This window comes from Mycolicibacterium austroafricanum, assembly GCF_000612725.1.
Taxonomy (GTDB): Bacteria; Actinomycetota; Actinomycetes; order Mycobacteriales; family Mycobacteriaceae; genus Mycobacterium; species Mycobacterium austroafricanum.
The window spans coordinates 1356321-1380225 of sequence record NZ_HG964450.1 but is presented as its reverse complement, the minus strand read 5'-3'; the positions used below and the strand labels follow the sequence as shown (position 1 = coordinate 1380225).

21 protein-coding genes are annotated in these 23905 nt (G+C 68.1%); 13 read left to right on the top strand and 8 right to left on the bottom strand.

All coding sequences use genetic code 11. The features are described from left to right. Both BN976_RS34170 and BN976_RS06520 read right to left on the bottom strand, forming a co-directional pair. Positions 1-245, bottom strand: a 245-nt coding sequence (locus BN976_RS34170; protein ID WP_036368793.1) for a hypothetical protein, incomplete at its 3' end; no start/stop codon positions are given. Between the two features lie 61 nt (positions 246-306). Further along, on the bottom strand, positions 307-741 hold the full coding sequence (locus BN976_RS06520; RefSeq protein WP_011783134.1) for a DUF5318 domain-containing protein: 435 nt from the start codon (positions 739-741) through the stop codon (positions 307-309). Between the two features lie 134 nt (positions 742-875). Here BN976_RS06520 and BN976_RS06515 point away from each other — a divergent pair, with 134 nt between their 5' ends. From BN976_RS06515 to BN976_RS06505, 3 genes are all read left to right on the top strand, one after another. Continuing rightward, positions 876-1760 carry a DUF1707 SHOCT-like domain-containing protein gene (locus BN976_RS06515; protein WP_011783135.1) on the top strand — a complete coding sequence of 295 codons (885 nt, stop codon included), beginning with the start codon at positions 876-878 and terminating at the stop codon, positions 1758-1760. Between the two features lie 116 nt (positions 1761-1876). Beyond that, on the top strand, positions 1877-2422 hold the full coding sequence (locus BN976_RS06510) for a PadR family transcriptional regulator (protein ID WP_011783136.1): 546 nt from the start codon (positions 1877-1879) through the stop codon (positions 2420-2422). Between the two features lie 62 nt (positions 2423-2484). Continuing rightward, complete coding sequence (locus tag BN976_RS06505; protein ID WP_011783137.1) at positions 2485-3573, top strand: inositol-3-phosphate synthase; 1089 nt, start codon at positions 2485-2487, stop codon at positions 3571-3573. An 83-nt stretch (positions 3574-3656) separates the two neighbouring features. Here the strand turns inward: BN976_RS06505 and BN976_RS06500 are convergent, their stop codons facing one another. Further along, the gene (locus BN976_RS06500) at positions 3657-4892 is read right to left on the bottom strand and encodes an enhanced intracellular survival protein Eis (protein WP_199558891.1); all 1236 of its coding nucleotides are present in this window, start codon (positions 4890-4892) and stop codon (positions 3657-3659) included. A gap of 29 nt (positions 4893-4921) precedes the next feature. On the opposite strand from BN976_RS06500, the gene BN976_RS06495 reads away from it, so the two are divergent. Then, complete coding sequence (locus BN976_RS06495) at positions 4922-5818, top strand: Rv0045c family esterase (protein ID WP_011783139.1); 897 nt, start codon at positions 4922-4924, stop codon at positions 5816-5818. 9 nt (positions 5819-5827) lie between these two features. On the opposite strand, the gene BN976_RS06490 is transcribed toward BN976_RS06495, so the two are convergent. Next, the gene (locus BN976_RS06490; protein WP_036368792.1) at positions 5828-7711 is read right to left on the bottom strand and encodes a cadherin-like domain-containing protein; all 1884 of its coding nucleotides are present in this window, start codon (positions 7709-7711) and stop codon (positions 5828-5830) included. Between the two features lie 26 nt (positions 7712-7737). Further along, a complete protein-coding gene (locus BN976_RS06485) occupies positions 7738-9462 on the bottom strand; it encodes an Ig-like domain-containing protein (protein WP_235621980.1) in 1725 nt (574 codons plus the stop codon). Positions 9463-9758: 296 nt separating this feature from the next. Here BN976_RS06485 and BN976_RS06480 point away from each other — a divergent pair, with 296 nt between their 5' ends. The 6 genes from BN976_RS06480 to BN976_RS06455 all read left to right on the top strand — a co-directional run bounded on the left by BN976_RS06480 (position 9759) and on the right by BN976_RS06455 (position 16446). Then, complete coding sequence (locus tag BN976_RS06480; protein WP_036368791.1) at positions 9759-11834, top strand: PhoX family protein; 2076 nt, start codon at positions 9759-9761, stop codon at positions 11832-11834. A 9-nt stretch (positions 11835-11843) separates the two neighbouring features. Further along, a complete protein-coding gene (locus tag BN976_RS06475; RefSeq protein ID WP_011783142.1) occupies positions 11844-12641 on the top strand; it encodes an LLM class F420-dependent oxidoreductase in 798 nt (265 codons plus the stop codon). 52 nt (positions 12642-12693) lie between these two features. Continuing rightward, positions 12694-13359, top strand: a complete 666-nt coding sequence (locus BN976_RS06470; protein WP_036368790.1) for a GntR family transcriptional regulator — start codon at positions 12694-12696, stop codon at positions 13357-13359. 45 nt (positions 13360-13404) lie between these two features. Beyond that, positions 13405-15201 carry an ABC transporter substrate-binding protein/permease gene (locus BN976_RS06465; RefSeq protein WP_036368789.1) on the top strand — a complete coding sequence of 599 codons (1797 nt, stop codon included), beginning with the start codon at positions 13405-13407 and terminating at the stop codon, positions 15199-15201. Then, positions 15201-15932, top strand: a complete 732-nt coding sequence (locus BN976_RS06460) for an amino acid ABC transporter ATP-binding protein (RefSeq protein ID WP_036368788.1) — start codon at positions 15201-15203, stop codon at positions 15930-15932. Before BN976_RS06465 ends, BN976_RS06460 begins: the two co-directional genes overlap by 1 nt. A gap of 73 nt (positions 15933-16005) precedes the next feature. Then, positions 16006-16446, top strand: coding sequence for a MarR family winged helix-turn-helix transcriptional regulator (locus tag BN976_RS06455; protein WP_011783146.1), 441 nt, complete (start codon positions 16006-16008; stop codon positions 16444-16446). 4 nt (positions 16447-16450) lie between these two features. On the opposite strand, the gene ggh is transcribed toward BN976_RS06455, so the two are convergent. Further along, positions 16451-17791, bottom strand: a complete 1341-nt coding sequence (ggh, locus tag BN976_RS06450; protein ID WP_011783147.1) for a glucosylglycerate hydrolase — start codon at positions 17789-17791, stop codon at positions 16451-16453. Positions 17792-17847: 56 nt separating this feature from the next. Between ggh and BN976_RS06445 the strand changes: the two genes are divergently transcribed. Then, on the top strand, positions 17848-18513 hold the full coding sequence (locus tag BN976_RS06445; RefSeq protein WP_011783148.1) for an SDR family oxidoreductase: 666 nt from the start codon (positions 17848-17850) through the stop codon (positions 18511-18513). On the opposite strand, the gene BN976_RS06440 is transcribed toward BN976_RS06445, so the two are convergent. Together BN976_RS06440 and leuS are read right to left on the bottom strand one after the other, a co-directional pair. Next, complete coding sequence (locus BN976_RS06440; protein ID WP_051558302.1) at positions 18510-19412, bottom strand: PDDEXK-like endonuclease domain-containing protein; 903 nt, start codon at positions 19410-19412, stop codon at positions 18510-18512. The two genes, BN976_RS06445 and BN976_RS06440, sit on opposite strands and share 4 nt — an antisense overlap. 99 nt (positions 19413-19511) lie before the next feature. Further along, positions 19512-22418: a leucine--tRNA ligase gene (gene leuS, locus BN976_RS06435; protein WP_036368785.1), complete on the bottom strand. Its 2907-nt coding sequence runs from the start codon at positions 22416-22418 to the stop codon at positions 19512-19514. 175 nt (positions 22419-22593) lie between these two features. On the opposite strand from leuS, the gene BN976_RS06430 reads away from it, so the two are divergent. Both BN976_RS06430 and BN976_RS06425 read left to right on the top strand, forming a co-directional pair. Then, positions 22594-23556: an LpqN/LpqT family lipoprotein gene (locus BN976_RS06430; protein ID WP_011783151.1), complete on the top strand. Its 963-nt coding sequence runs from the start codon at positions 22594-22596 to the stop codon at positions 23554-23556. A gap of 74 nt (positions 23557-23630) precedes the next feature. Then, the coding region (locus BN976_RS06425; RefSeq protein ID WP_051558301.1) for a hypothetical protein at positions 23631-23905 on the top strand (275 nt) is incomplete at its 3' end.

Sequence of the window (23905 nt, the reverse complement as noted above, 5' to 3'; positions counted from 1 at the left end):
CTCAGCGGCTGGCTGGGCGGCGGCTGCTTGGGCGGGCCGAAATTCTTCCGCTCTCCACGTGCGCCGCCGTCCAGGGCGCGTTTGACGGCGTCGATCGGATCCCGCAGCGGCGGCGGTGCCCCATCCCGGACGGGCGGGATCACCGTGGTGTGGCGATCGTCGGGGGCCGGCGCGCGACGCACTCCGCCGTCGCCGGGCCGCCGCACAGGATCGTCCTTGCGGTGTTGGGGGTTTCTCGCGCCCATGCTCTCGGCCGCCCTCTGCCCGTCGCGGGGGTCGTTGGCTGACCGGTCGTGGCGCCCTTCGCTATTCACTGGCTGTGCGCGCTGCGCCGCGCGCCGTCCGGGTGCTGCGCGACCCGCGGGATCCCTTGGGGGGCGGTATCGCGCCGAGCACGTAGGACTTGACCAGATGATTCCAGCTGCAGGTGCGGCATACCTCCACCACGTGTACGGAGAATTCGTCGTAGCGGGTCGCGAGCAGGACCAGCTCTTCTGCGGTGCGTGCGGAACCCGACACGGCGCCCAGGTGGTCGCCGAACACCCACGACACCAAGGTGAGTTGCTCCTTGCGGCAGATCGGGCACATCACCGTGCTGGGCTTGCCGTGGAACTTCGCGGCCCTCAGCAGATACGGGTTGGCGTCGCAGACCTCCGAGACCCCGGTGCGTCCCGAGTACACCTCGGCCAGCAGGGACCGCCGCCGCAGGGCGTAGTCCACTACCTGTCGCTGCAGTCGCACGAAGTCCAGAGTACGTCGGCACCTCGGGCACCGAGGCTCGGTGTGCGTCCCGACACCGCATCGAAGCGACCCGGAACCGGCTTCAACCGGGTCTGGCCTGCGCCGTCGGCCCTTGACCTCTTACGATCACCGACGTGGCTTCGGGGAGCTCCGGACGACGGACGTCGTCGACACGGGCAAAGGACAGCGATCGCAACGAGACGTGCCAGCTGCTCGACGCGGCCCTGGCCGAGGGGCAGCTGTCGATGACCGAGCACGGCGAGCGGGTGAAGGCCGCGACCACCGCGGCGACCCTGGGGCAGCTGCAGGATCTGGTGTCCGATCTGCAGACCGCCAGGTCGCTGAACGTGGACGTTCCCGTGATCACCAAGGTCATCAACCGGCGGATTCCCGGCGTGCAGGCCGGCTGGGGCATCAAGGCCGCGATCGCGGGCGTGCTGGTCGTGCTGGGTATCGCGATCGGCTGGGGTCTGTACGGCAACACCCCGTCCCCGCTGAATTTCACCTCCGACCCGGGAGCCAAGGCCGACGGGATCCCCGCCACGGTGCTCACCGCGCCCAAACAACTGCAGTCCCTGGGCGGCTTCAACGGCCTCTTCGAACAGATGCGGAAGAAGTTCGGCAGCACGATGGGCTACGAGCTCGACATCCACTCCGACATGGCGTTCCTGGACCGGCCGGATCCGCAGGACAACCGGCGCAGCCTCAGCTACCACTACCGCGGCGGGTGGGGTGAGCCGACGGGTTCGCCGTCGACCGTCGACGCCGACGCCCGACTGGTGGACCTGGCCAAGTTCGACTACGAGAAGACCCTGGGCATCCTGCGGGGCGCTCCGGAGACAGTCGGTATCGCCCGCGCTGACGTCACCGACAGCTGGCTGCGCATCAGCCCGTCCGAGGATCCGGCCACGCCGGACGCCGTGATCATCGAGATCATCGTCAACAGTGACTTCGGCACCGGCCGCATCGAGCTGTACCCGGACGGCAGCACCCTGGCCATCTGGCCCGCCAACCGCTGAACTTTCAGGACCCGTTCCCGGGCCCAAGTGTGGCGCTCAATATATCGGCGCGATACTATTGCGCGACGTGTTGAACCGTCGTAGCGGCTGATCTGTTGTCTGGAGGAGGTGCCCGGATGCTCGAGCTCGCCATCCTGGGCCTGCTCCAGGAGTCACCGATGCACGGCTACGAGCTGCGGAAGCGGCTGACGGGCCTGCTCGGGGCGTTCAGGGCATTCTCGTACGGCTCGCTGTATCCGGCCCTGCGCCGCATGCAGGCCGACGGGCTGATCGTCGAGGACGCCGCCCCCGAGGGCACCGTGAAGGTCCGGCGGGCGCGCCGGGTGTACCAGCTGACCGATGCCGGGAAGCAGCGCTTCACCGAGCTGGTGGCCGACACGGGTCCGCAGAACTACTCCGACGATGGTTTCGGGGTTCACCTGGCATTCTTCAACCGCACCCCGGCCGAGGCCCGGATGCGGATCCTGGAGGGCCGCCGCCGCCAGGTGGAGGAACGCCGCGAAGGCCTGCGTGACGCAGTCGCGCGGGCGAGCAGCTCATTCGATCGGTACACCCGACAGCTCCACCAACTGGGGCTGGAATCCAGTGAGCGTGAAGTCAAGTGGCTCAACGAGTTGATCGCGGCGGAGAGATCGGCGCAGGGCCGCGCCGAACAGACCTGAGCACGTCACTCGTTGCCAGCAGCCAGTAATACCGAAAGTAAGTAGGACAAGGAGAAGCCGTCATGACCGCAAGCAATGACGTCCGGGTCGCGATCGTCGGCGTGGGCAACTGTGCGTCCTCGCTCGTGCAGGGCGTGCAGTACTACAAGGACGCCGACGAGAACGCCACCGTTCCCGGCCTGATGCACGTCAAGCTCGGCCCGTATCACGTCCGCGACGTCAAGTTCGTCGCCGCGTTCGACGTGGACGCCAAGAAGGTCGGCTTCGACCTGTCCGAGGCGATCTTCGCCTCCGAGAACAACACCATCAAGATCGCCGACGTACCCCCGACTGACGTCGTCGTGCAGCGCGGCCCGACTCTGGACGGCATCGGCAAGTACTACGCCGACACCATCGAGATCTCCGACGCCGAGGCCGTCGACGTGGTCAAGGTCCTCAAGGACGCCAAGGTCGACGTGCTGGTGTCCTACCTGCCCGTCGGTTCCGAAGAGGCCGACAAGTTCTACGCGCAGTGCGCCATCGACGCCGGCGTGGCGTTCGTCAACGCGCTTCCGGTGTTCATCGCCTCGGATCCGGTGTGGGCCAAGAAGTTCGAGGATGCCGGCGTCCCGATCGTCGGCGACGACATCAAGAGCCAGATCGGCGCCACAATCACCCACCGCGTGATGGCCAAGCTGTTCGAGGACCGCGGCGTCACGCTGGACCGCACGTACCAGCTCAATGTCGGCGGCAACATGGACTTCCTCAACATGCTCGAGCGCTCGCGGCTGGAGTCGAAGAAGGTCTCCAAGACCCAGGCCGTCACGTCCAACCTGTCGGGCTCGCTGGCCGGCAAGATCGAGGACAAGAACGTCCACATCGGCCCGTCGGATCACGTGGCCTGGCTCGACGACCGCAAGTGGGCCTACGTCCGCCTCGAGGGTCGCGCGTTCGGCGACGTGCCGCTGAATCTGGAGTACAAGCTCGAGGTGTGGGACTCCCCCAACTCGGCCGGCGTCATCATCGACGCGGTCCGCGCCGCCAAGATCGCCAAGGACCGCGGCATCGGCGGCCCGATCGAGGCTGCGTCCGCCTACCTGATGAAGAGCCCGCCCAAGCAGCTGGCCGACGACATCGCCCGCGTGCAGCTCGAGAAGTTCATCGAGGGCTAGCCACCCTTTTCCGCCGAAATTGCATTCCAGCAGGCGCGTTCTCGCGTTTTCCCTGCCGGAATGCAATTTCGGCGTTTAGGGGGTCAGAAGCCGTAGCCGAGCTCGGCGGGCTCGTCGGTCGCGAACGCCGCATCCAGTTGCCGCGCCCGTTCGGCGCTGCAGCGCAATCGATGCGCGGCCGCGAACGACGAAGCCCGGTGCGCGCCCAGGTAGAGACTGCCGAGCACCGAAAGATCCAGGTGCACATCGGCTTCGGCGTCGGTGGGAGCACATCGGGCGCGACCGTCGCGCACCTGGAGGGCGAACCTACCGCCACCACCCAGGATGTCGTCCGAAACCTCCAGCACCACTGAGAGATCCGCGGCGTAGCTGCGCGCCTGCAGAACCGCCGGGATATCGAGCATCCGCAACCACAGCCCGTCCTGTCGGCCGGGGTGCCGTACCAGCCGTGGATCGGTCAGCAGGTAGGGCAGCGTGTGGTCCGGATGGGTGTCGATGTCCACCGTCGCCATCAGGTCCAGGCCGAGCAGCGCCCGCCACAACGCGATGTAGGCGTGCGGGGTCACCGCCGCCAGCTTGGACACCTCAACCCGATCTTTCTTGTCTGCGCTGTGCACCCGGTACATCGCGAAACCGTCGGCGTGCAGTAGGCAGAACTGCGCGCTGCCCCCGTCGCGGTGACTCTCGCGGTCGGCGAACACCTCGTCCCACAGCACCTGCGGGGTGTGCAGCCCGCCGGGCGTCTGCAGGCGCCACCGCTCGTAGACGTCCTCGATCTGCCCGCGGTGCTCCGCCGCGCGCACCACCCGGACGCCACCGGGGTCGGGGACGCCGGGGTGGAACCGGGCAGCCACGCGGTCGACCGACAGCCGCTGCCAGATGGTGGCCGGGCCGTATCCGAACCGGCCGTAGATCTCGGCCTCGCTGGCCTCCAACCCCGCGATCGGATACCGGTCCATGCGGCGATGCAGTTCGGCGAACATACCGCTCAGCGCGCCGCGCCTGCGGTGCGTCGGCGCCACCGCCACCCACGACACCCCGGCCATCGGTAGCACCGCACCGCCGGGGACCGTCAGCTCCAGATCGAGGAACACCGCGACGCCCACGACATCGGGTCCGTCGCAGGCGACGACGGCGCCGCCCGCCGGTATCAGGGACCGCCACGCCTCGGCGGTCTCCTGCTGGGTCCAGACGCCGAAACCGGTAGCCGCGATCAACGCCATGGCCGGCCAGTCGGCGTCCTCGGCAGTGCGGAATGTCAGGGGTGTCAGTGAACTTGCCACTGCCCAACGGTGGCACACCTGCACCTTCTGCCGCATCCGAATTTCCCGGTGCGTACTGTCGGGCCATGGCGGACATCTCCGACGACGAACTGCCCCACCTCGACGAGTTCGCGCTCCTGCACGAGAACGCCGAACAGGTCGGTGTCACCGAGGTGCCGCGCGCCGAGCGGATCGACGCCGGACCCGTCAGCGCGGTCAAGTTCGGCGACGACGCGCCCCGCGTGGTGTTCCTGCACGGCGGCGGCCAGAACGCGCACACCTGGGACACAGTCGTCGTCGGCCTCGGCCTGCCCGCGTTGGCCGTCGACCTGCCCGGCCACGGCCGTTCGGCCTGGCGCGAGGACGGCGACTACGGGCCCAAGCTCAACGCGGTCGCCGTCGAGCCGATGGTCCGCGACCTGGCCTCCGACGCTGACCTGGTGGTCGGGATGTCGCTCGGCGGACTCACCGCATTGCGGCTGGCGGTGACTGCCCCGGAGTTGGTGCGCAGGCTCGTGCTCGTCGACGTGACACCGTCAGCCCCGGAGCGGCACACCGAGATGACCGACGCGCAGAAGGGCACGGTCGCCCTGGTGCAGGGCGAACGCATCTTTCCGTCGTTCGAGGCGATGCTCGAGGTGACGGCGGCTGCGGCTCCGCACCGGGACCGGAAGTCGTTGCGCCGTGGCGTGTTCCACAACGCCAAGCGCCTCGACGACGGCACCTGGACGTGGCGCTACGACAGCATCCGCACCGGTGAAGGCTTCGAGAACCTGTGGGACGACGTGCCACGGTTGACGGCCCCGACCACGTTGATCCGCGGCGCCCACTCGTTCTTCGTCAACGACGACGACGCCGACGCGTTCGCTCGGACCGCGCCCGGGTTCCAGCGTGTACACATCGTCGAGAACTCCGGGCACTCGGTGCAGAGCGACCAACCGTTGGCCCTGATCGAGTTGCTGCGCGGCGTGCTCGCCGACTGAGCGGACCTGCTAGCCAGTCGTTTTCACCAGCGCTGCCGCGTCCGATCGCGGGTACACCAGGTAGCCCAGGTCGCTGAGGATACCCAGTTCCAGCGCGCTCAGCGCGCGGACGGCCGGTCCTTTTCCAGTGTTGGCGTTCATGACCTTTTCGTCAGCACCCTCGAACGTGTCGTCGTCGAGGTGGCCCATCGAGCTGCCCGACTCCCACTCCTCCGGCGTGTAGAGCGGGATCAACCCGCCATAGGCAGCGACCGCGTTCGCGCCGCCGAAGTACAGGCCGCCGTCGCCACCGGTCAGGTTGGGATCGAAGTCGTCATCCCACCGTCCGTCGGCCCCGATGGGTCTGGCTCCGTGTCGGTCGACGACGAAGCCGGCGAAGATCGTCCAGTCCAGATTGTCGTTGTCACCGGCCTCGCCGATCCGCGAGGAGAACCCGAACGAGTGCAACAACTCATGCAGGGCAACGGCTCTGAAGTCGTACAGGGTGCCGGGTACGTCGTCTCCGAGCGCCCACCCTTTGCCGAAGTTCCACTCGATCCCGCCGTCGGCGGCCGACCCGTTCGCATCCTCACCGGTGAGGAGCTTTTCTTGCACGACCGTGGCCCAGAACCCCGGCTCCCGGTTGCTGAGACTGCTGAACGCCGACGCGAGAGTGTCGGAGGAGGGGTTGTCCTCGCCTTTCACCTCATAGGTGAGGCTCACCGCCTTGGTGACCCTGAAGTACTCGATGAGTTCGTCCGCGGCAGCCTGAAGTGCGTCCCTGCGCTCGTCGGTCCAGTATTGCTCTCCGGCGGTGTAGTCGAACGCGAACCTGATGGCGCCCTGGTTGACCAGCGACGTGGCTGCCCGGCTGCCGACCGGGCGCAACAACTGCAGCAGATTGACGTGCAGACCGAGATCGATTGCCGCGACCCGGAACGTGTCGACGCCGTCGAAGTCGTCATCGGGGGTGTAGGTGTAGGTGCCGTCCTCGTTGATCCGCACCGCGCCCGAGCTCGGTGCCCGCGTCACGATGAAGACGAGTCGGTCACCGTCGGGGTCTTCCCCGCCCAGGCTGCCGGTGACGGGTCCGGTGACCACACCGGTGATCTGGACCGGCGCGACCGTGGGTGCCTGGTTGAAGAAGGTGCGCCGCATCGTGAGGAACGACGCCTGCAGTCGCTCTTTCCGATCATCTGACACGTCAAGGGAATTCACCCAGTCCTGATTCTGGGCCGTCCAGTCGTCGAGCACCTGGGCAACCCATCTCTGGTATGCGCTCTCCGGCGAGACGTAGGACGACGGCGTCGGTGCTGCGGGGATGTCGTCGTCCTCCGCGGCCGTGCTCAGGAGGCTGGTTTCCGGCTCGGCTTCGGTCTCGGGGGTGTCGATCGATTGAGAGGTGCCGCCGTCGTGAGAGCCGGTCAGATCGTCTGCCGCATCGAGGTCTTCGCTGCCGACCGCCTCCCCATGGCCACCCCCGTCACCCTCCGCGCCCTCGACCGCGTCCCCGTCGCCAGCGGCGTCTTCGGTGTCGTCGTCGGTGTCGTCGTCGGTGTCGTCGTCGGTGTCGTCGTCGGTGTCGTCGCCTGTGTCGTCGAGGTCTGCCTCTGGCTCTGTGTCTGCCTCGGGGTCTGTGCCGGGCTCGTCGCCGGCCTCGAATTGTTCATCGCCGTCCGCGTCCTCGCCATCTGACGATGTTGTCTCGACGGCTCCCCCGGCGTCCGAGCTCGACGAGTCGACGCTGCCCGACGACACCGACGAGTCGTCGGCGCTGTCGGCAGACGCCGTCGGGGACGGGCCCATCAGGGAGAAGCCCAGCAGCGCTGCGCCCATCCCGACCGACACCACCCCCGCCTGCAGCCATCTGCGGACCGCGAAATCCTCAGAGCGTCGCCCCCGCCGAGCATGCACACCAGCCACTGTTACCCCCTCTGGTATTACGCCGAGTCCTCGACCGGCGCTCTCGCGACAACCTGGTAGCCAAGGTCTTTCAGGATTCCGAGTTCAATGGCGCTGAGGACACGGACGCCAGGTCCCGGCGTGGTCGAGGCATTCATCATCTTCCGGTCGACGCCGATGAAGACCATGTCGTCGAGGTGTGCTCCGACGCTCGTGCCCAGCCATGGGTCGGAGGTGAACAACGGGATCAGAGCACCGTCATACGCCTCGACTGCCTCGGTGCCTCCGAAGAACAGGCCGCCGTCCTTCCTGGTCAGGTTCGGGTCATAAGCCGTGTTCCAGCTGAAGTCGGAATTGAAAGGGCTGCTGCCGTTCTCGTCGACGACCAGGCTCGCATAGGTGGACCAGTAGCGTCGTGTCGTCTCACCCGGCCGCACGGCGAACAGGATGCCGAACGAGTGCAGCATCTCGTGCATCAGCGCCATCATGAAGTCGAACTCGTCGCTCTCGACGGTGTCGTCCAGGGACCACTTCTTTCCGAAGTTCACCTGGATGAGCCCGTCGGCCGCCGATCCGTTCGCGTCGCCCCCGGAGATCAGCTTGTTCTGCACCAGCGTCGGCCAGAAGCCCGGTTCGGCGCTGGTGTAGCTGCTTCCTGCCTGCGCCAGCAGCGCCGACGTCGGGTCGTCGAATCCGTCGACGCGGTAGGAGATGACCACCGGCGCGTTGACCCGCAGGTACGACACCAGCTCGTTGGCCGCACCCAGCAGCGCGGCCTTGCGCTCGGCCGACCAGTGCCCGGCGCCCGTCTCGTACCTGAAGTCGAACGTGACGGCGCCCTGGTTGATCAGCGGGGTGGCCCTCGTCCCCCAGGGCCGGAACCAGTCCAGGACGTTGACGTGCATTCCCACGTCGACGGCCAGGACACGGAAGGTGTCCACCCCGTCGAAGTCGGAACCTGGTGTGTAGGTGAATGTTCCGTCCGAGTTGACCTTCACCGATCCCTGCCCGGGCGCCCTGACCAGCCGGTAGACCACCCGGTCACCGTCGGGATCGACCGCACCCAGGATGCCGGTGACTGGTCCGGTGATCACGCCGGTGATCTGGACCGGGTCGACGGTGGGCGCCTGGTTGAAGAACGTCCGGCGCACCGCCCAGAAGGTCGCCTCCAGACGCTCCTTGGTCTGGTCGGACGCGTCCAGCGAGTCGATCCACGCCTCCGTGTCGGCCGTCCAGTCGTCGATGAAGCCGGCGACCAACTCACGCCAAGGGCGCTTGGGTGTGGCCGGCTGGGCGCTTGCGGTGGACTCCGTTGTGGCGGCACTGTTCTCGGTAGGTGGTGGCGATTCGACGAGGGCCGGCAGGTCTGTTACGACGTCGCCGTCCGCGGCCGGGTCGGCACCGCCGGCTGCTGCCTCGCCGCCCTCGTCGTCGCGATCGCCGTCCGTGGCCTCGCCGACCGCGTCATCCGCCTCGTCCACGTCGTCCACGTCGTCGGTGGCGTCCGCGTCGTCGGGGTCGTCGGTGGCGTCCGCGTCGTCGAGCTCGTCTGAGTCCTCGTTGGCCTCGTCTTCGGCGTCGTCGGGCGCGTCCGCTTCGTGGGATTCGGACTGCTCCGCAGTCGCCTTCTCCGGACCGGTGGACACCGACGTCTCGGTTCCGGTGTCGGCCTCAGCCACCGGGGACGGTCCGGCGAGGGCGAAGCCGAGCAATGCCGCACCGAGCCCCGCGGAGGCCGCCCCCAGCTTCAGCCAGCTGCGCACCGGGAGGTCCTCCGCGCGGCGGGCGCCGCGACGTCTCCGCTGTGGCAACGGCAACTCGCGCTCCTGCGGCATGCGTATTGACCCCCCTGTTGATAATTGCGCATCAGGTTAGCCGCTGTACCGCGCCGGCACAGCAAAAGCCCGATGGTTGCCGGCCGGTCCGGCCGGGGGGACGCGGATCAATGCGTCAACCGTTGTTCACCTTCTGCTTGCCGAGCGCTAGCCCAGCTGCCGTAGCTTTCGGCGAATCCGGCCGCCCAGCCCGCGGCCGGAATGTGCGTGGGAAGGAACCCGACATGGCGCTCGTGCCGCTGAATCTGCTCGTCACCCACAACGGAAAGTCCAAGCGCCAGCATGTGACCTGCGTGCACAAGTGCGCCGACGCATGCTCGAAGCCGGTGCCGAACAAGACCGACAACGAGTACTTCGGCGACATCGCCAAGGCCGTCTCCCGACGCTCGCTCCTGCACGCCGGCGGGGTGGCCGTCCTCGCCGTCGGAGCGGGCTCCGCGCTGGCCGCCTGCTCGAACACCACCGAGCCGGCCCCGACGTCGTCGTCGCCGACCGCGGCCGCCACCGAACCGCCGGCAGGGATGAACTTCGCGTCCGTCGCGCCCAACAGCGAGGACGCCGTCGTCGTCGCCGACGGCTACCAGCAGGCCGTCGTGATCAGCTGGGGCGACCCGGTGCTGCCCGACGCACCGAAGTTCGACGTCAACAACCAGACCGGCGCCGCGCAGCGCGGCCAGTTCGGCTTCAACAACGACTTCGCCGGACTGCTGCCCATCGACGGACAGCCCGGCCGCTTCCTGCTCGTCACCAACTTCGAGTACGCGACGCCGCAGTTCATGTTCCCCGGCTATGACGCCGAGGCCCCGACCCGCGACCAGTTCGACGTCGAGATCGCCTCGATGGGGATGGGTGTGGTCGAGGTCGAGCGCACCCCCGACGGCGGGCTCCGCCCGGTCATGGGCCGCTACAACCGGCGCATCACCGCCGACAGCCCCTTCGCGATCACCGGACCCGCGGCGGGGACCGACTTCGTCAAGACCCAGGCCGACCCCGAGGGTCGCACCGTGCTGGGTACCATCGCCAACTGCGCGGGAGGTGTAACACCCTGGGGCACAGTTCTTTCCGGCGAGGAGAACTTCCACGGCTATTTCGGCGCCCCGGAAGGATCCCCCGCCCCCAACCCCGTCGACGCGGACCGCCACGACCGCTACGGGGTCTCCCTGGAGCCCTCCGAATTGCGCTGGGAGACTTTCGATCCGCGCTTCGACCTGGCCAAGACGCCCAACGAGGTCAACCGGTTCGGCTACATCGTGGAGCTCAACCCGTGGGACCCCACCTCGACACCGGTCAAGCACTCCGCACTGGGCCGGTTCAAGCACGAGGGCGCCAACATCCACGTCACCGATGACGGCACCGTGGTCGCCTACACCGGTGACGACGAACGCTTCGACTACATGTACAAGTTCGTGTCCAGTCGCAAGGTGCAGCCCGGTAAGGATCCCGCGGCGATGGCCAACAACATGGCGATCCTCGACGAGGGCACCCTCTACGTCGCCAAGCTCTCCAGCGACATCCCCGCCAACGAGATCGACGGGTCCGGCAAGCTGCCCACCGCAGGGGCTTTCCGCGGCACCGGCACCTGGCTTCCGCTGCTGCGCTCGGGCCCGAACGGACGGGCCGAATCCCTCGTCGACGGCATCACCGCGCAGGAGGTCGCCGTGTTCACCCGCATGGCCGCCGACAAGGTGGGCGCCACCAAGATGGACCGGCCCGAGGATTTCGAGGCGAACCCCGCGACCGGGAAGGTCTACGTCGCGCTGACCAACAACTCCAAGCGCGGCGCCGAGGGCGAAGCCGCCGCAGATGCCTCAAACCCCCGCAACGACAACAAGAGCGGCCAGATCCTGGAAATCACCGACAACCACGCCGGCACCGACTTCACCTGGGATCTGCTGCTGGTCTGCGGAGACCCGCAGGCCGCCGACACCTACTACGGCGGTTTCGACAAGACCAAGGTGAGCCCGATCTCCTGCCCGGACAACCTCGCCTTCGACAGCCACGGCAATCTGTGGATCTCGACCGACGGCAACGCGCTCGACTCCAACGACGGCCTGTTCGCGGTGGCACTCGAAGGACCCAACCGCGGTGAGACGAAGCAGTTCCTGACCGTGCCGCTGGGGGCGGAGACGTGCGGACCGGTGGTCACCGACGATCTGGTGACGGTGTGCGTGCAGCATCCGGGCGAGAACGACGAGAACAGCATCGACAGCCCGCAGTCCCGGTGGCCCGAAGGCGGCAACGGCACGGCGCGGCCGTCGGTCGTGGCGGTGTGGAAGAACGGCGGCCAGATCGGCGTCTAGTTTGGGGTCATGACCTTCCCCATCCGGATCGGCGTGCAACTGCAGCCGCAGCACTCCCCTCGCTACGGCCATCTCCGGGACGCGGTGCGGCGCTGCGAGGACCTCGGCGTCGACGTCGCCTTCAACTGGGATCACTTCTTCCCGCTCTACGGCGACCCGGACGGTGCGCACTTCGAGTGTTGGACCATGCTCGGCGCCTGGGCCGAACAGACGTCGCGCATCGAGATCGGGGCACTGGTCAGCTGCAACTCCTACCGCAACCCCGAGCTGCTCGCCGACATGGCCCGCACCGTCGACCACATCTCCGACGGCCGGTTGATCCTCGGCATCGGCTCCGGCTGGAAGCGCAAGGACTACGACGAGTACGGCTACGAGTTCGGCACCGCAGGCAGCAGGCTCGACGACCTGGCCGTCGCGATGCCACGGATCGAAGCCAGGCTGGACAAACTCAACCCGCAGCCGGTGCGCGACATACCCGTCCTGATCGGGGGTGGCGGGGAGAAGAAGACGTTGCGGCTCGTCGCCCGGCACGCGCAGATCTGGCACTCGTTCTCCGACACCGACAGCTACCCGCGCAAATCCGACATCCTGGCCCGCCATTGTGCCGAGGCGGGCCGAGATCCGGCCACCATCGAACGATCCGCGGAGGCCATGGGCCGCGATGCGGACGCGTTGATCGAGAACGCCGACGCCCTGCATGCGCTCGGGATCACGATGTTCACGGTCGGGGTGAACGGGCCCGACTACGACCTCGCCCAAGCCGAGGTGCTGTGCCGCTGGCGCGACCGGCGCCAGGCCGGGGACTGAAGCTGCCGATCCGCCCCAGGGCGGGGAGGCGCCGTGAGACACTGGCGCCGCCATGCCCAAGAAGTATGGGGTCAAGGAGAAAGACCTCGTGGTCTCTCACGTGGTCGAAATGGTGCTGACCGGCAGACTGCGGTCAGGAGATCGCCTGGACCGCAACGAGATCGCGCACGACCTCGGGTTGAGCCGGGTGCCGGTCCAGGAGGCGGTCGTTCAGCTGGAGCACGACGGCATCGTCTCTACCCGCTATCACCGCGGCGCCTATGTCGAACGGTTCGACGAGTCAACGGTTCGCGAACACCACGAGCTCTACGGGCTGCTGAGCGGGATCGCGTCCGCGCGGGCCGCCGCCGCGTCGGATCCGGCCGTCGTCGACACCCTCGACGGTGAGCTCACCCAGATGCGCGGTGCGCGTGACTCCCGGCAATTCGACAATCACGCCGACCGGTTCCGCACCACCATCAACGAGCAGTACGCCGGCCCGAGACTGCAGGCGGCCGTCAACTCGTCGCGGACCTTCATTCCGCGCGCCTTCTGGCAGACCTACCCGCAGCATCGCGACCGTCTGCTGCCGTCATACGAGGCAGAACTGGCCGCGGTCCGCGCCGGTGAGCCCGATGCGGCGCGTGCGGCATGCGCCCAGCGCGCCGAGGTGATGGCGTCCATCCTGCTCACCGAACTGGTCCGGCGCGGCGTGCTGCGCGCCCCGCGATCTCAATAATCGCAACCCTGCGTATTCCGCGGCGGGCGCGCTACGTTGCTTTGAATGAGCTGCATGCGGGTACTGCGCCCATCCGTGAAGAGTCTCGTCCTCGCACTGATCATCGGGATGGTCGCGGCGATGGGGCTGGCCGCACCGGCGGGCGCGCAAGTCGACCAATGCACACCACCGGGCATCGAGAGCGCCAGCGCCCTGCCCACCAACCTGGCCGCCGCGGCTGCCGGGCCCGCGGCTGACAAGTACACCACCGCCACGGTCAAACCCCTGGCTTCGGTTGACCTGAACGCACTCGGGCTGACCCAGCCGGGCACGCTGACGGTCGGCACCCTGTCCGACGCGCCGCCGAGCATCTGCATCGACTCGGCCGGCCAGTACACCGGCTTCGACAACGAGCTGCTCAAGGCCGTCGCCGAGAAGCTCGGCCTCCGGGTCAACTTCGTCGGCACCGAGTTCTCCGGGCTGCTGGCGCAGGTCGCCGCCCGCCGCTTCGACGTCGGATCGTCGTCGATCACCACGACCGACGCCCGCCGCCGCACCGTGGGCTTCACCAACGGTTACGACTTCGGGTACTTCTCGCTCGTCGTCCCGAAGGGGTCGGCGATCACCGGGTTCGAGAAGCTGGCGCCGGCGCAGCGCATCGGCGTCGTACAAGGCACCGTGCAGGAGGCCTACGTCATCGACACGCTGGGGTTGCAGCCGGTGAAGTTCCCCGACTACAACACCGTCTACGCCAGCCTCAAGACCGGCCAGATCGACGCGTGGGTTGCCCCGTCGCAGCAGGCGCAGGGCACCGTGCAGCCCGGCGATCCCGCCGACATCATCGAAAACACCTTCAGCTTGGACAATTTCATCGCCTGGGCGGTCGCCGGTGACAACCAGCCGTTGATCGACGCGCTGAACTCCGGACTGGACGCGGTGATCGCCGACGGCACCTGGTCCCGGCTCTACACCGACTGGGTGCCGCGCGCCGTGCCACCGGGCTGGAAGCCCGGATCCAAGGCCGCACCCGCGCCCGAGCTTCCCGACTTCGCCGCGATCGCCGCACAGAACCAGAGCGCGCAGGGCCCCACTGCCCCGGTCCAACCGAAATCGACGCTGTCCCAACTGGCCGCCTCGTTTCTGGACTGGGATCTCTATAAGCAGGCGATCCCGGACCTGTTCAAGACAGGGCTGCCCAACACCCTGATCCTGACCGTCGCGGCGAGCATCATCGGGCTGATCCTGGGTATGGCGCTGGCGATCGCCGGCATCTCGAAATCGCGGTGGCTGCGCTGGCCCGCGCGCATCTACACCGACATCTTCCGGGGACTGCCCGAAGTCGTGATCATCCTGTTGATCGGCCTCGGCGTCGGGCCGGTCGTCGGGCACCTCACCGGCAACAACCCGTTCCCGCTGGGCATCGCCGCGCTGGGCCTGATGGCGGCGGCGTATGTGGGCGAGATCTTCCGGTCCGGCATCCAGAGCGTCGACCCCGGGCAGCTGGAAGCCTCCCGCGCACTGGGATTCAGCTATCCGACCTCGATGCGGTTGGTCGTGGTACCGCAGGGGGTCCGGCGGGTGCTGCCGGCACTGATGAACCAGTTCATCTCGTTGCTGAAGGCATCCTCTCTGGTGTACTTCCTCGGCCTGATCGCCAACCAGCGTGAGCTCTTCCAGGTCGGCCGGGATCTCAACGCGCAGACCGGGAACCTGTCGCCGCTCGTGGCGGCGGGGCTGTTCTACCTGGCGCTGACGATTCCGCTGACACACCTGGTGAACTTCATCGACACCCGGCTGCGCCGCGGCCGAAAGCCCGACGAAGAGGATCCGCTGGTGCTCGCCACCTCTCAGGAGATGAACTGATGACAACCGCGGTTTCGTTGACGGCCAAGGACATTCATCTGTCCTTCGGCAAGAGCGCGGTGCTGCGGGGAGTGGACCTGGACGTGGCGGCCGGTTCAAGCACCGCGGTGATCGGGCCGTCCGGATCGGGCAAGTCCACCCTGCTGCGCACCCTGAACCGGCTCTACGAGCCGGACCGCGGCGACATCCTGCTCGACGGGCGTTCGGTGCTGGGTGACAACCCCGATCAGCTGCGTCAGCGCATCGGCATGGTGTTCCAGCACTTTCAGCTCTTCCCCCATCGCACGGTGCTCGACAACGTCACGCTGGCGCCGCGCAAGCTCAAGCGGCTCAGCGGCGATGAAGCCCGCGAACTCGGGATGGCACAGCTGGATCGGGTCGGATTGCGCAACAAGGCCGATGCCCGCCCGGCGACACTGTCAGGTGGCCAGCAGCAGCGCGTTGCGATCGCCCGCGCGCTGGCGATGTCACCCCAGGTGATGTTCTTCGACGAGGCCACCTCCGCGCTGGATCCCGAACTGGTCAAAGGGGTGCTGGAGTTGATCGCCGATCTCGGCGCCGAGGGGATGACGATGGTCGTGGTGACCCACGAGATGGGTTTCGCGCGGTCGTCGGCCGACACCGTCGTCTTCATGGATCACGGTCAGGTGGTCGAAACCGGACCTCCCGAGCAGCTATTCGAAACAGCCGAGACGGACCGGCTGCGCCGTTTCCTTTCACAGGTGCTCTAGGCCGGGATCGACACTTTCGTCAAATCCCGCCGACAGGGCAACCCGACACCCGACCGGTTAGACTGGCTGAATTATGGTGCCGACCGAAGCACGCGTCAGCGAGCTCGCCAGCGAATTGCAGCGAGTGCTGTCCAAGGTGCTCTCGGTCATGCGGCACACCGGGCGGACCGCAACCTCCGGTGATCTGACGCTCGCCCAGTTGTCGATCCTGCTCACGCTGTTCGACCAGGGTCCGATGCGCATGACCGAGCTGGCCGCCCATGAGAAGGTGCGTACGCCGACGACGACGGTGGCGATCCGGCGGTTGGAGAAGCTGGGCCTGGTCAAGCGCGACCGTGATCCCTCCGATCTGCGTGCGGTTCTCGTCGACATCACCCCGGAGGGGCTCGCGCAGCACCGGGAAGCGTTGGCGTCCAGGCAGGCTCATCTGGCTTCGCTGCTCAGCAAGCTCAGCGACGAGGAACTCGATGCGCTGACCAAGGCGCTTGCCCCCCTCGAGCGCATCGCCGAATAGGCCGTCAGCCCAACCAGTCCAGCACCGCGGCGGCGGTCCACGACTGCTGCATGCTGCCCAGCGGTTCCCCGGTGAACGGCTCGTAGTACTCGGCGAAGGTGCCGTCGCTGGCCTGGCGCAGCCCCTCCCGGCGCAGCGTCGCCGCCCGCTCCGCCCAGCCGCGGCGCGCGAAACACCACGCGAACAGCCAGGTCATCACCGGCCACACCGGGCCGCGCCAGTATTCCCGCGGACGGAAGTCCCGCGACACCGGCGACGTCGACGGGATCAACGCGTAGGCGAGGTCGGGATGTCCGCAGAACCGCGGCCCCTCCAGCAGCCGGAGCAGCGCCCGCTCCCGGTCATGGGGCAATCCACCGCACAACAGCGGCGCGAACTGCGCCGCCGTTTCGGTCGCGATCCACCTCTCCGCGCGGACGTCGTAATCCTTTGCCGCACCGGTTCTTTCGTCAGTGGTGGCGATGACGCCGGCCCGGAACCGGTCGGCCCAGGCGTACAGATCCCTGACGTCGGAGTTCGGCCGCTTGTGGTCCTCCCCGATCTCGGCCAGCACCTGGCACGCCACCGCAAGAATCGCCGAGACGAATACGTCTTCCACGGCGAAACTCATTACCTTGGACAGCAATTGGTCGTCGTAGCGGGCCGCCTTCATCTCCTCCAACAGCCACAGGTACCGGTCGTACTCCATGTCGGAGGGGCGCTGGCTGGCGTCGGTGACGATGGTGTTGTCCTCACGCTGATATTCGGGCACGTCACCAGGAATCACGTTGGCGTACGCGCTATCCCAGCGCGGAGAGTTGTCCATGCCGGACTCCCAGCCGTGGTACAGCGTGACCCGGCCCCGCTCGTTCTGGTCCCGGCACTCGGCCAGCCAGCGGTGCCAGCGCACCAGGTCGTTCCAGCGTCGGTCCAGGAACGCCTGGGCCACGGCCCGGGTGGAACGCCCCCTGGTGCGGGCGTGGTCGAGAATGCGCTGCACCGCGATGGCGTGCACCGGAGGTTGGGTGATCCCCGACGTGTGGCGGGTGCGGGGCGCATCCGGGGACAGCGCCGAGCAGGCCCACCGCGCCGGGCCGGGGAAGTACCCGTCGACTCCGTTGGCGAAGACGATGTGCGGGATCATGCCGTTGCGCCACTGCGCGGACAGCAGGGTGTCCAGCTCGACGACGGCGCGTTCCACCGACAGCGGGGCCAGCCCGATCGCCACGAACGCGGCGTCCCAGCTCCACATGTGCGGGTACAGCAAAGGAGCGGCGGTCGTCATCACGCCGAGGTCGTTACCCCGCAGCAGGTAGGCCGCTCGGGCGGCCAGTTGGGTCGGGGCGAAGCTGGTGTCGTGCGGCATCGTCTGTCAATGATGCGACGACTTCGCCCGATATGCAGGTCGGTAGGGTCTCGGGTGTGCCGACCGCCATGATCACCGGGGCCTCCGGCGGCGTCGGATCCGCGCTCGCCGATGCGCTGGCCCCGACCCACACGCTGTTTCTGGCCGGGCGCCCGTCACCACGCCTCGACGCCGTCGCGGAGCGTCTCGGCGCCACCACCTGGCCCGTCGACCTCGCCGACCCCGACGCCATCCCCGCCGTCGTCGAGCCGATCGTCGAACTCGACGTGCTGATCCACAATGCCGGGGTCGCCTATCCGGGTCGCGTCGCCGAATCCGACGTCGACCAGTGGCGCGCCACCATGGCCGTCAACGTCGTCGGCGCCGTCGCCCTCACGCTGGAACTGCTGCCCGCGCTGCGCAGCGCCGGCGGCCACGTGGTGTTCATCAACTCGGGAGCGGGCATCAACGCCTCACCCGGGCTGGCGTCGTACTCGGCGAGCAAGTTCGCGTTGCGGGCCTTCGCCGATTCGTTGCGCGCCGACGAGCCCGGGTTGCGGGTGACATCGGTGCATCCCGGGCGGATCGCCACCGCCATGCAGGAGGACCTGGTGGCCTACGAGGGCCGGCCGTACGACCCCGCGCAGTTCCTGAGCCCGCAGACGGTGGCGCAGGTGACCGCCGACGCGATCAACGCCCCGGCCGACGCACACATCCACGAGGTCATCGTCCGCCCCCGTTAGCCTGCGATTTCGGCGTCGTTGGTCACGCTGGCGTTGACCAGCGACACCCGAATCGCGGCCTGGATGGTGGCGATCACGCGCTCGGGATACTCGGTCAAGTCGAGCCAGGTGAACCGGAGCACCTGCCAACCCCGCAGCGCAAGCCGGTTCTGCCGGTGGCGGTCGTTCTGGAACGCTTCGTGATCGCTGTGAAACGCCCAGCCGTCCACTTCAATCGCGACCCTGGGCCCGCGGAACGCCACATCGACGACGTAGCCGCCGACGGGCACGTTGCTTCGCCATCCGGTGATCCCCGCCCCCTTGAGAAGCCTGATGAGTATCCGCTCCGCTTCCGAGCGCGCGCCGTCGGCAGCGGCCTGAAGCAGGGCCCGAGCTGCCGGCGACCCGTACCGGCCCTTGTTGCGAAGGTGCGTCGCCCACAGGTCCCGGAGATCGACATCGCCTTGCAGCGCCCGGTCCATCACCGCGCGGTTTCCGTGACCCCGGACCGCGGCCTCGACCGCCGTCAACGGCACCGCCGTCACGCGCAGACCCCGGCGTTCGACCACATCGGCCGGCGCCAGATCACGTCGCCGCAATCGGGTGCCGGACCGCTTGCGGCCGCTCCCGCTACGGGGCATCGTCACCTCGACTTGCTCGGGGGCAAACCTCGTCAGCCCATGCCACCACGCGGCCGCGAGCCCGCTGGCCACCGCATGGTCACCGAAGGCCCACACTGCCGCGCGTATCCGCGCCGCATCGGTGTACGGCCGATCGTCGACGAAATAGACGCCCCGATGGCATTGCCGCCAGTCTCCGGACTGGACGCGTCGGTTGATCGACTGCTTGCTCAGACCCGCTGCGCGGGCTTGGGCCAGCGTGATCACCCCGTCGTGGCGGCGAAGTTGTTCGTTCAGCACACATGATCTGACGCACCGCAGCCATGAACGGCTCCGCCGCGGGCGATTTCGGTGTAGTTGGTCACGCCTGTGTTGACCAACTACACCGAAATCGCAGGGTTAGACGACGACGTTGACGAGGCGGCCCGCGACCACGATCACCTTCTTCGGGGTCTTTCCGTCCAGGAACGCGACGACCTTGTCGTCGGCCAGGGCAGCCGCCTCGACCGCGTCGGCCGGCGCGTCGGCCGCGACGGTGACGCGGCCGCGGACCTTGCCGTTGACCTGCACCGGGTACTCCACGCTGTCCTCGACGAGGTAGCGCTCGTCGGCCACCGGGAACGGGCCGTGCGCCAGCGAGGCATCGTGGCCCAGCCGCCGCCACAGCTCCTCGGCCAGGTGCGGCGCCAGCGGTGCGACCATCAGCACAAGCGGTTCCAGGGCCGCCCTGGCCGTCACCGACTGCTTGGTCAGATGGTTGGTGTACTCGATCAGCTTGGCGGCCGCGGTGTTGTTGCGCAGCGCTGCGTAATCGTCGGCCGTCCCGGCGATGGTGCGGTGCAGCAGCCGCAGCGTGTCCTCATCGAGCGCGTCGTCGGTGACGACGGTTTCTCCCGTCTCTTCCGAGACCACCAGTCGCCACACCCGCTGCAGGAACCGGTGCGCGCCGACGACGTCCTTGGTCGCCCACGGCCGCGACGCCTCCAGCGGACCCATCGACATCTCGTAGACGCGCAGCGTGTCGGCGCCGTAGTCGTCGCAGATCTCGTCGGGCGACACCGAGTTCTTCAGGCTCTTGCCGATCTTGCCGAACTCCTGGTTGACCTCGATTTCCCCGTCGGGCCCCGGCCAGAAGAACTTGCCGTCCCGTTCGACCACCTCGGCGGCAGGGACGTAGGAGCCGCGGGCGTCGGTGTAGGCGAACGCCTGGATGTAGCCCTGGTTGACCAACCGCCGGTACGGCTCACGGGAGCTGACATGGCCGAGGTCGTAGAGCACCTTGTGCCAGAACCTCGAGTACAGCAGGTGCAGCACCGCATGCTCGACGCCGCCGACGTACAGGTCCACCCCGCCGGGATCGTCGGGGCCGTGCTCGGCCGGCCGCGGACCCATCCAGTAGGCCTCGTTCTCCTTGGCGCACAAGGCTTCCGTGTTGTGTGGGTCGGCGTAGCGCAGCTCATACCAGGAGCTGCCCGCCCACTGCGGCATCACGTTGGTGTCGCGGGTGTAGCGCTTGCGGCCGTCGCCGAGGTCGAGTTCGACGTTCACCCACTCGGTGGCCTTCGCCAGCGGCGGTGACGGCTCGCTGTCGGCATCGTCCGGGTCGAACAGCACCGGCGAGTAGTCCGGCACATCGGGCAGCTCGACGGGCAGCAGCTCCTCGGGCAGGCCGTGCGCCCGGCCGTCGGCGTCGTAGACGATCGGGAACGGCTCACCCCAGTACCGCTGCCTGGCGAAAAGCCAGTCCCGCAGCTTGTATTCGACGCGCTCGCGGCCGCGCCCGTCAGCGCTCAGCCGCTCGGTCATCGCCTCCTTCGCGGCCGAAACGTCCATCCCGTCCAGGAAGCCCGAGTTCACCATCACACCGTCGCCGGTGTAGGCAGCCTGCGAGACATCGCCTCCGGCCCCGGTGTCTTCCCCTGGTCGGTCCGCCACCGGCCTGACCACTTCGATGATGGGCAGCCCGAATTCGGTGGCGAAGTCCCAGTCGCGCTGGTCACCGCCGGGCACCGCCATGATGGCGCCGGTGCCGTAACCGGCCAGCACGTAGTCGGCGATGAACACCGGAACCTGTTTCGCGTTAGCGGGATTCGTCGCATAGGCGCCGATGAACACACCCGTCTTGGCCTTGTTCTCCTGCCGCTCCAGATCCGACTTCGCGGCGATCGAGGCCCGGTAGGCGGCGACGGCCTCGCGCGGGGTGGCCGCCCCGAACGTCCACCGGGCGTCCACGTCGGCCGGCCACTGGTCGGCGACCAACCGGTCCACCAGGTCGTGTTCGGGGGCGAGCACCATGTACGTCGCCCCGAACAGCGTGTCCGGGCGGGTGGTGAACACCTCGATGTCACCGGCGTCAGTGCCGAACTCCACGCTGGCTCCGGTCGACCGGCCGATCCAGTTGCGCTGCATGGTCTTGACCTTGTCCGGCCAGTCCAGCACGTCGAGATCCTCCAACAGCCGGTCGGAGTAGGCGGTGATGCGCATCATCCACTGCCGCAACCTTTTCCGGAACACCGGGAAATTGCCGCGTTCGCTTCGACCGTCGGAGGTCACTTCCTCGTTGGCCAGCACCGTGCCCAGGCCCGGACACCAGTTCACCACCGAATCCGCCAGATACACCAACCGGCGCGAGTCGACGACATCGGCGCGCTCCCCGGCGTCCAGATCCGCCCACCGACGGCCGTCGCCGACCTCCCGGGTGCCGGCCTCGAACTCGGCGATCAGCTCCGCGACGGGTCGCGCCTTGTTCTGCGCCGTGTCGAACCACGCGTTGTAGATCTGCAGGAAGATCCACTGGGTCCACTTGTAGAAGTCCACATCGGTGGTGGAGAAGCTGCGCCGCGAATCGTGGCCGAGGCCCAGCCGGCCCAGCTGGCGGCGGAAGTTCACGATGTTCGCCTCGGTACGCGTCCTCGGATGCGTGCCGGTCTGGATCGCGTACTGCTCGGCCGGCAACCCGAACGCATCAAAGCCCAACGCGTGCAGGACGTTTCGACCGGTCATCCGGTAGTACCGGGCGTACACGTCGGTGGCGATGTAGCCGAGCGGATGCCCGACGTGCAGGCCCTCACCGGACGGGTACGGGAACATGTCCTGGACGAACATCTTGTCCGCAGGCACCGCGGACCCGTCGGCCGGAGCCAGTGATCCGACCGGGTTGGCGACGTCGAACGTCCCGTCCTGGGTCCACCGCTGCTGCCACGCCCGCTCGATCTCCCCGGCGAGGCCCGCGGTGTAGCGGTGGCGGGGCGTGTCGTCGGCGGCAGTCTCGCGCGAGGACTGCGTTCCAGTCGGCGTTTCAGTCACCCCACCAGGGTATAAGCACCGGGTTCGCCGATTCCCCGGCCACGGGTAGGTCTCGGTTCCGTTGCGGATGCATCAGAGGTTGGTTCCAGGTCGATTCCAGCCCTGGTGACCGCCGAACACCCGTGGATACATTTCTCGCCTGACGGCCCTCAAGCCTCGGGAAGGATTGCAGTCGATGAGCGAAATCGCCCGTCATTGGCGGGTTCTGGCAGGTGGCATCGGTGCCTGCGCCGCCGGTGTCGCCGGGGTGCTGGGCGTGGCCGCCTCGACGGCGTCGGCCCAGCCGATGATTCCGCAGCCTGCGCTGCCCGCCCCTGCCACGGTGACGCAGACCGTCATTGTGACGCCTGACACCGCGCCTGCGGCGCTCGGACAGCCCGGTGTGACGCCCGCCACCACCGGGGCGGCCGCCGTCCCCGCCGGCGTCAGCGCCGGTGTGGGCGCACCTGCGGCGCCCGCACTGCCCACCCGCCCGGTGTCCACCATCGCCCCGGCCACCTCGGGCACGCTCGCCGAGTTCTTCGCGGCCAAGGGTGTGGCGATGGAACCACAGTCCAGCCGGGACTTCCGCGCGCTCAACATCGTGCTTCCGAAGCCGCGCGGTTGGGAGCACATCCCCGACCCCAACGTGCCCGACGCGTTCGCCGTGCTCGCCGATCGGGTCGGCGGCAATGGTCTGTACTCCTCGAACGCTCAGGTGGTGGTGTACAAGCTGGTCGGCGCCTTCGATCCGAAAGAGGCGATCAGCCACGGCTTCATCGACAGCCAGAAGCTGCCCGCATGGCGGTCCACCGACGCCTCGCTGGCCGATTTCGGCGGCATGCCGTCCTCGTTGATCGAAGGCACCTACCGCGAGAACAACCTGACGCTGAACACGTCGCGTCGCCATGTGATCGCGACCGTCGGCCCCGACAGCTACCTGGTGTCGCTATCGGTCACCACGAGCGTCGACCAGGTGGTGGCCGCCGCGGACGCCACCGAGGCGATCGTCAACGGTTTCAAGGTCAGCGTGCCCGGTCCCGCACCCGTGGCTCCGCTGCCCGGCACGCCGGCGCTGCCGCTCGCCTCCGCGCCACCCCCAGCTCCCGCCGTTCCCACCGTGGCGCCCGCGCCACAGCTGCTGGGACTGCAGGGATAGACGGCGTCGTCCCCCGGGCGAAGCCTGGCGCCCGGGGGACGGCGACCCAACCGCAACACCGTATTCTGTGGCGCATGCTGGTTGCCGCCGTGTTGTGTCTGTGCGCGGCCGCGCTGACCGCGGCGCTGGGCGCGTGGTCACTGATGCGCCGGCCCTCCACCGACTACGTGCAGCAGGTGCTGCGGGCCGTGGCGCCCACCCAGTTGGCCGCGGCCGTCATGCTGGCCGCGGGCGCGGTGGTGGCGTTGTCGGCCACCGCACCGATGTCGGTGGTGATTCTCGTGGTCTGTGTCGCCGGGGCCACCGGCACCGTCGCGGCGGGATGCTGGCAGGCCGCCCAGGCCGTCGG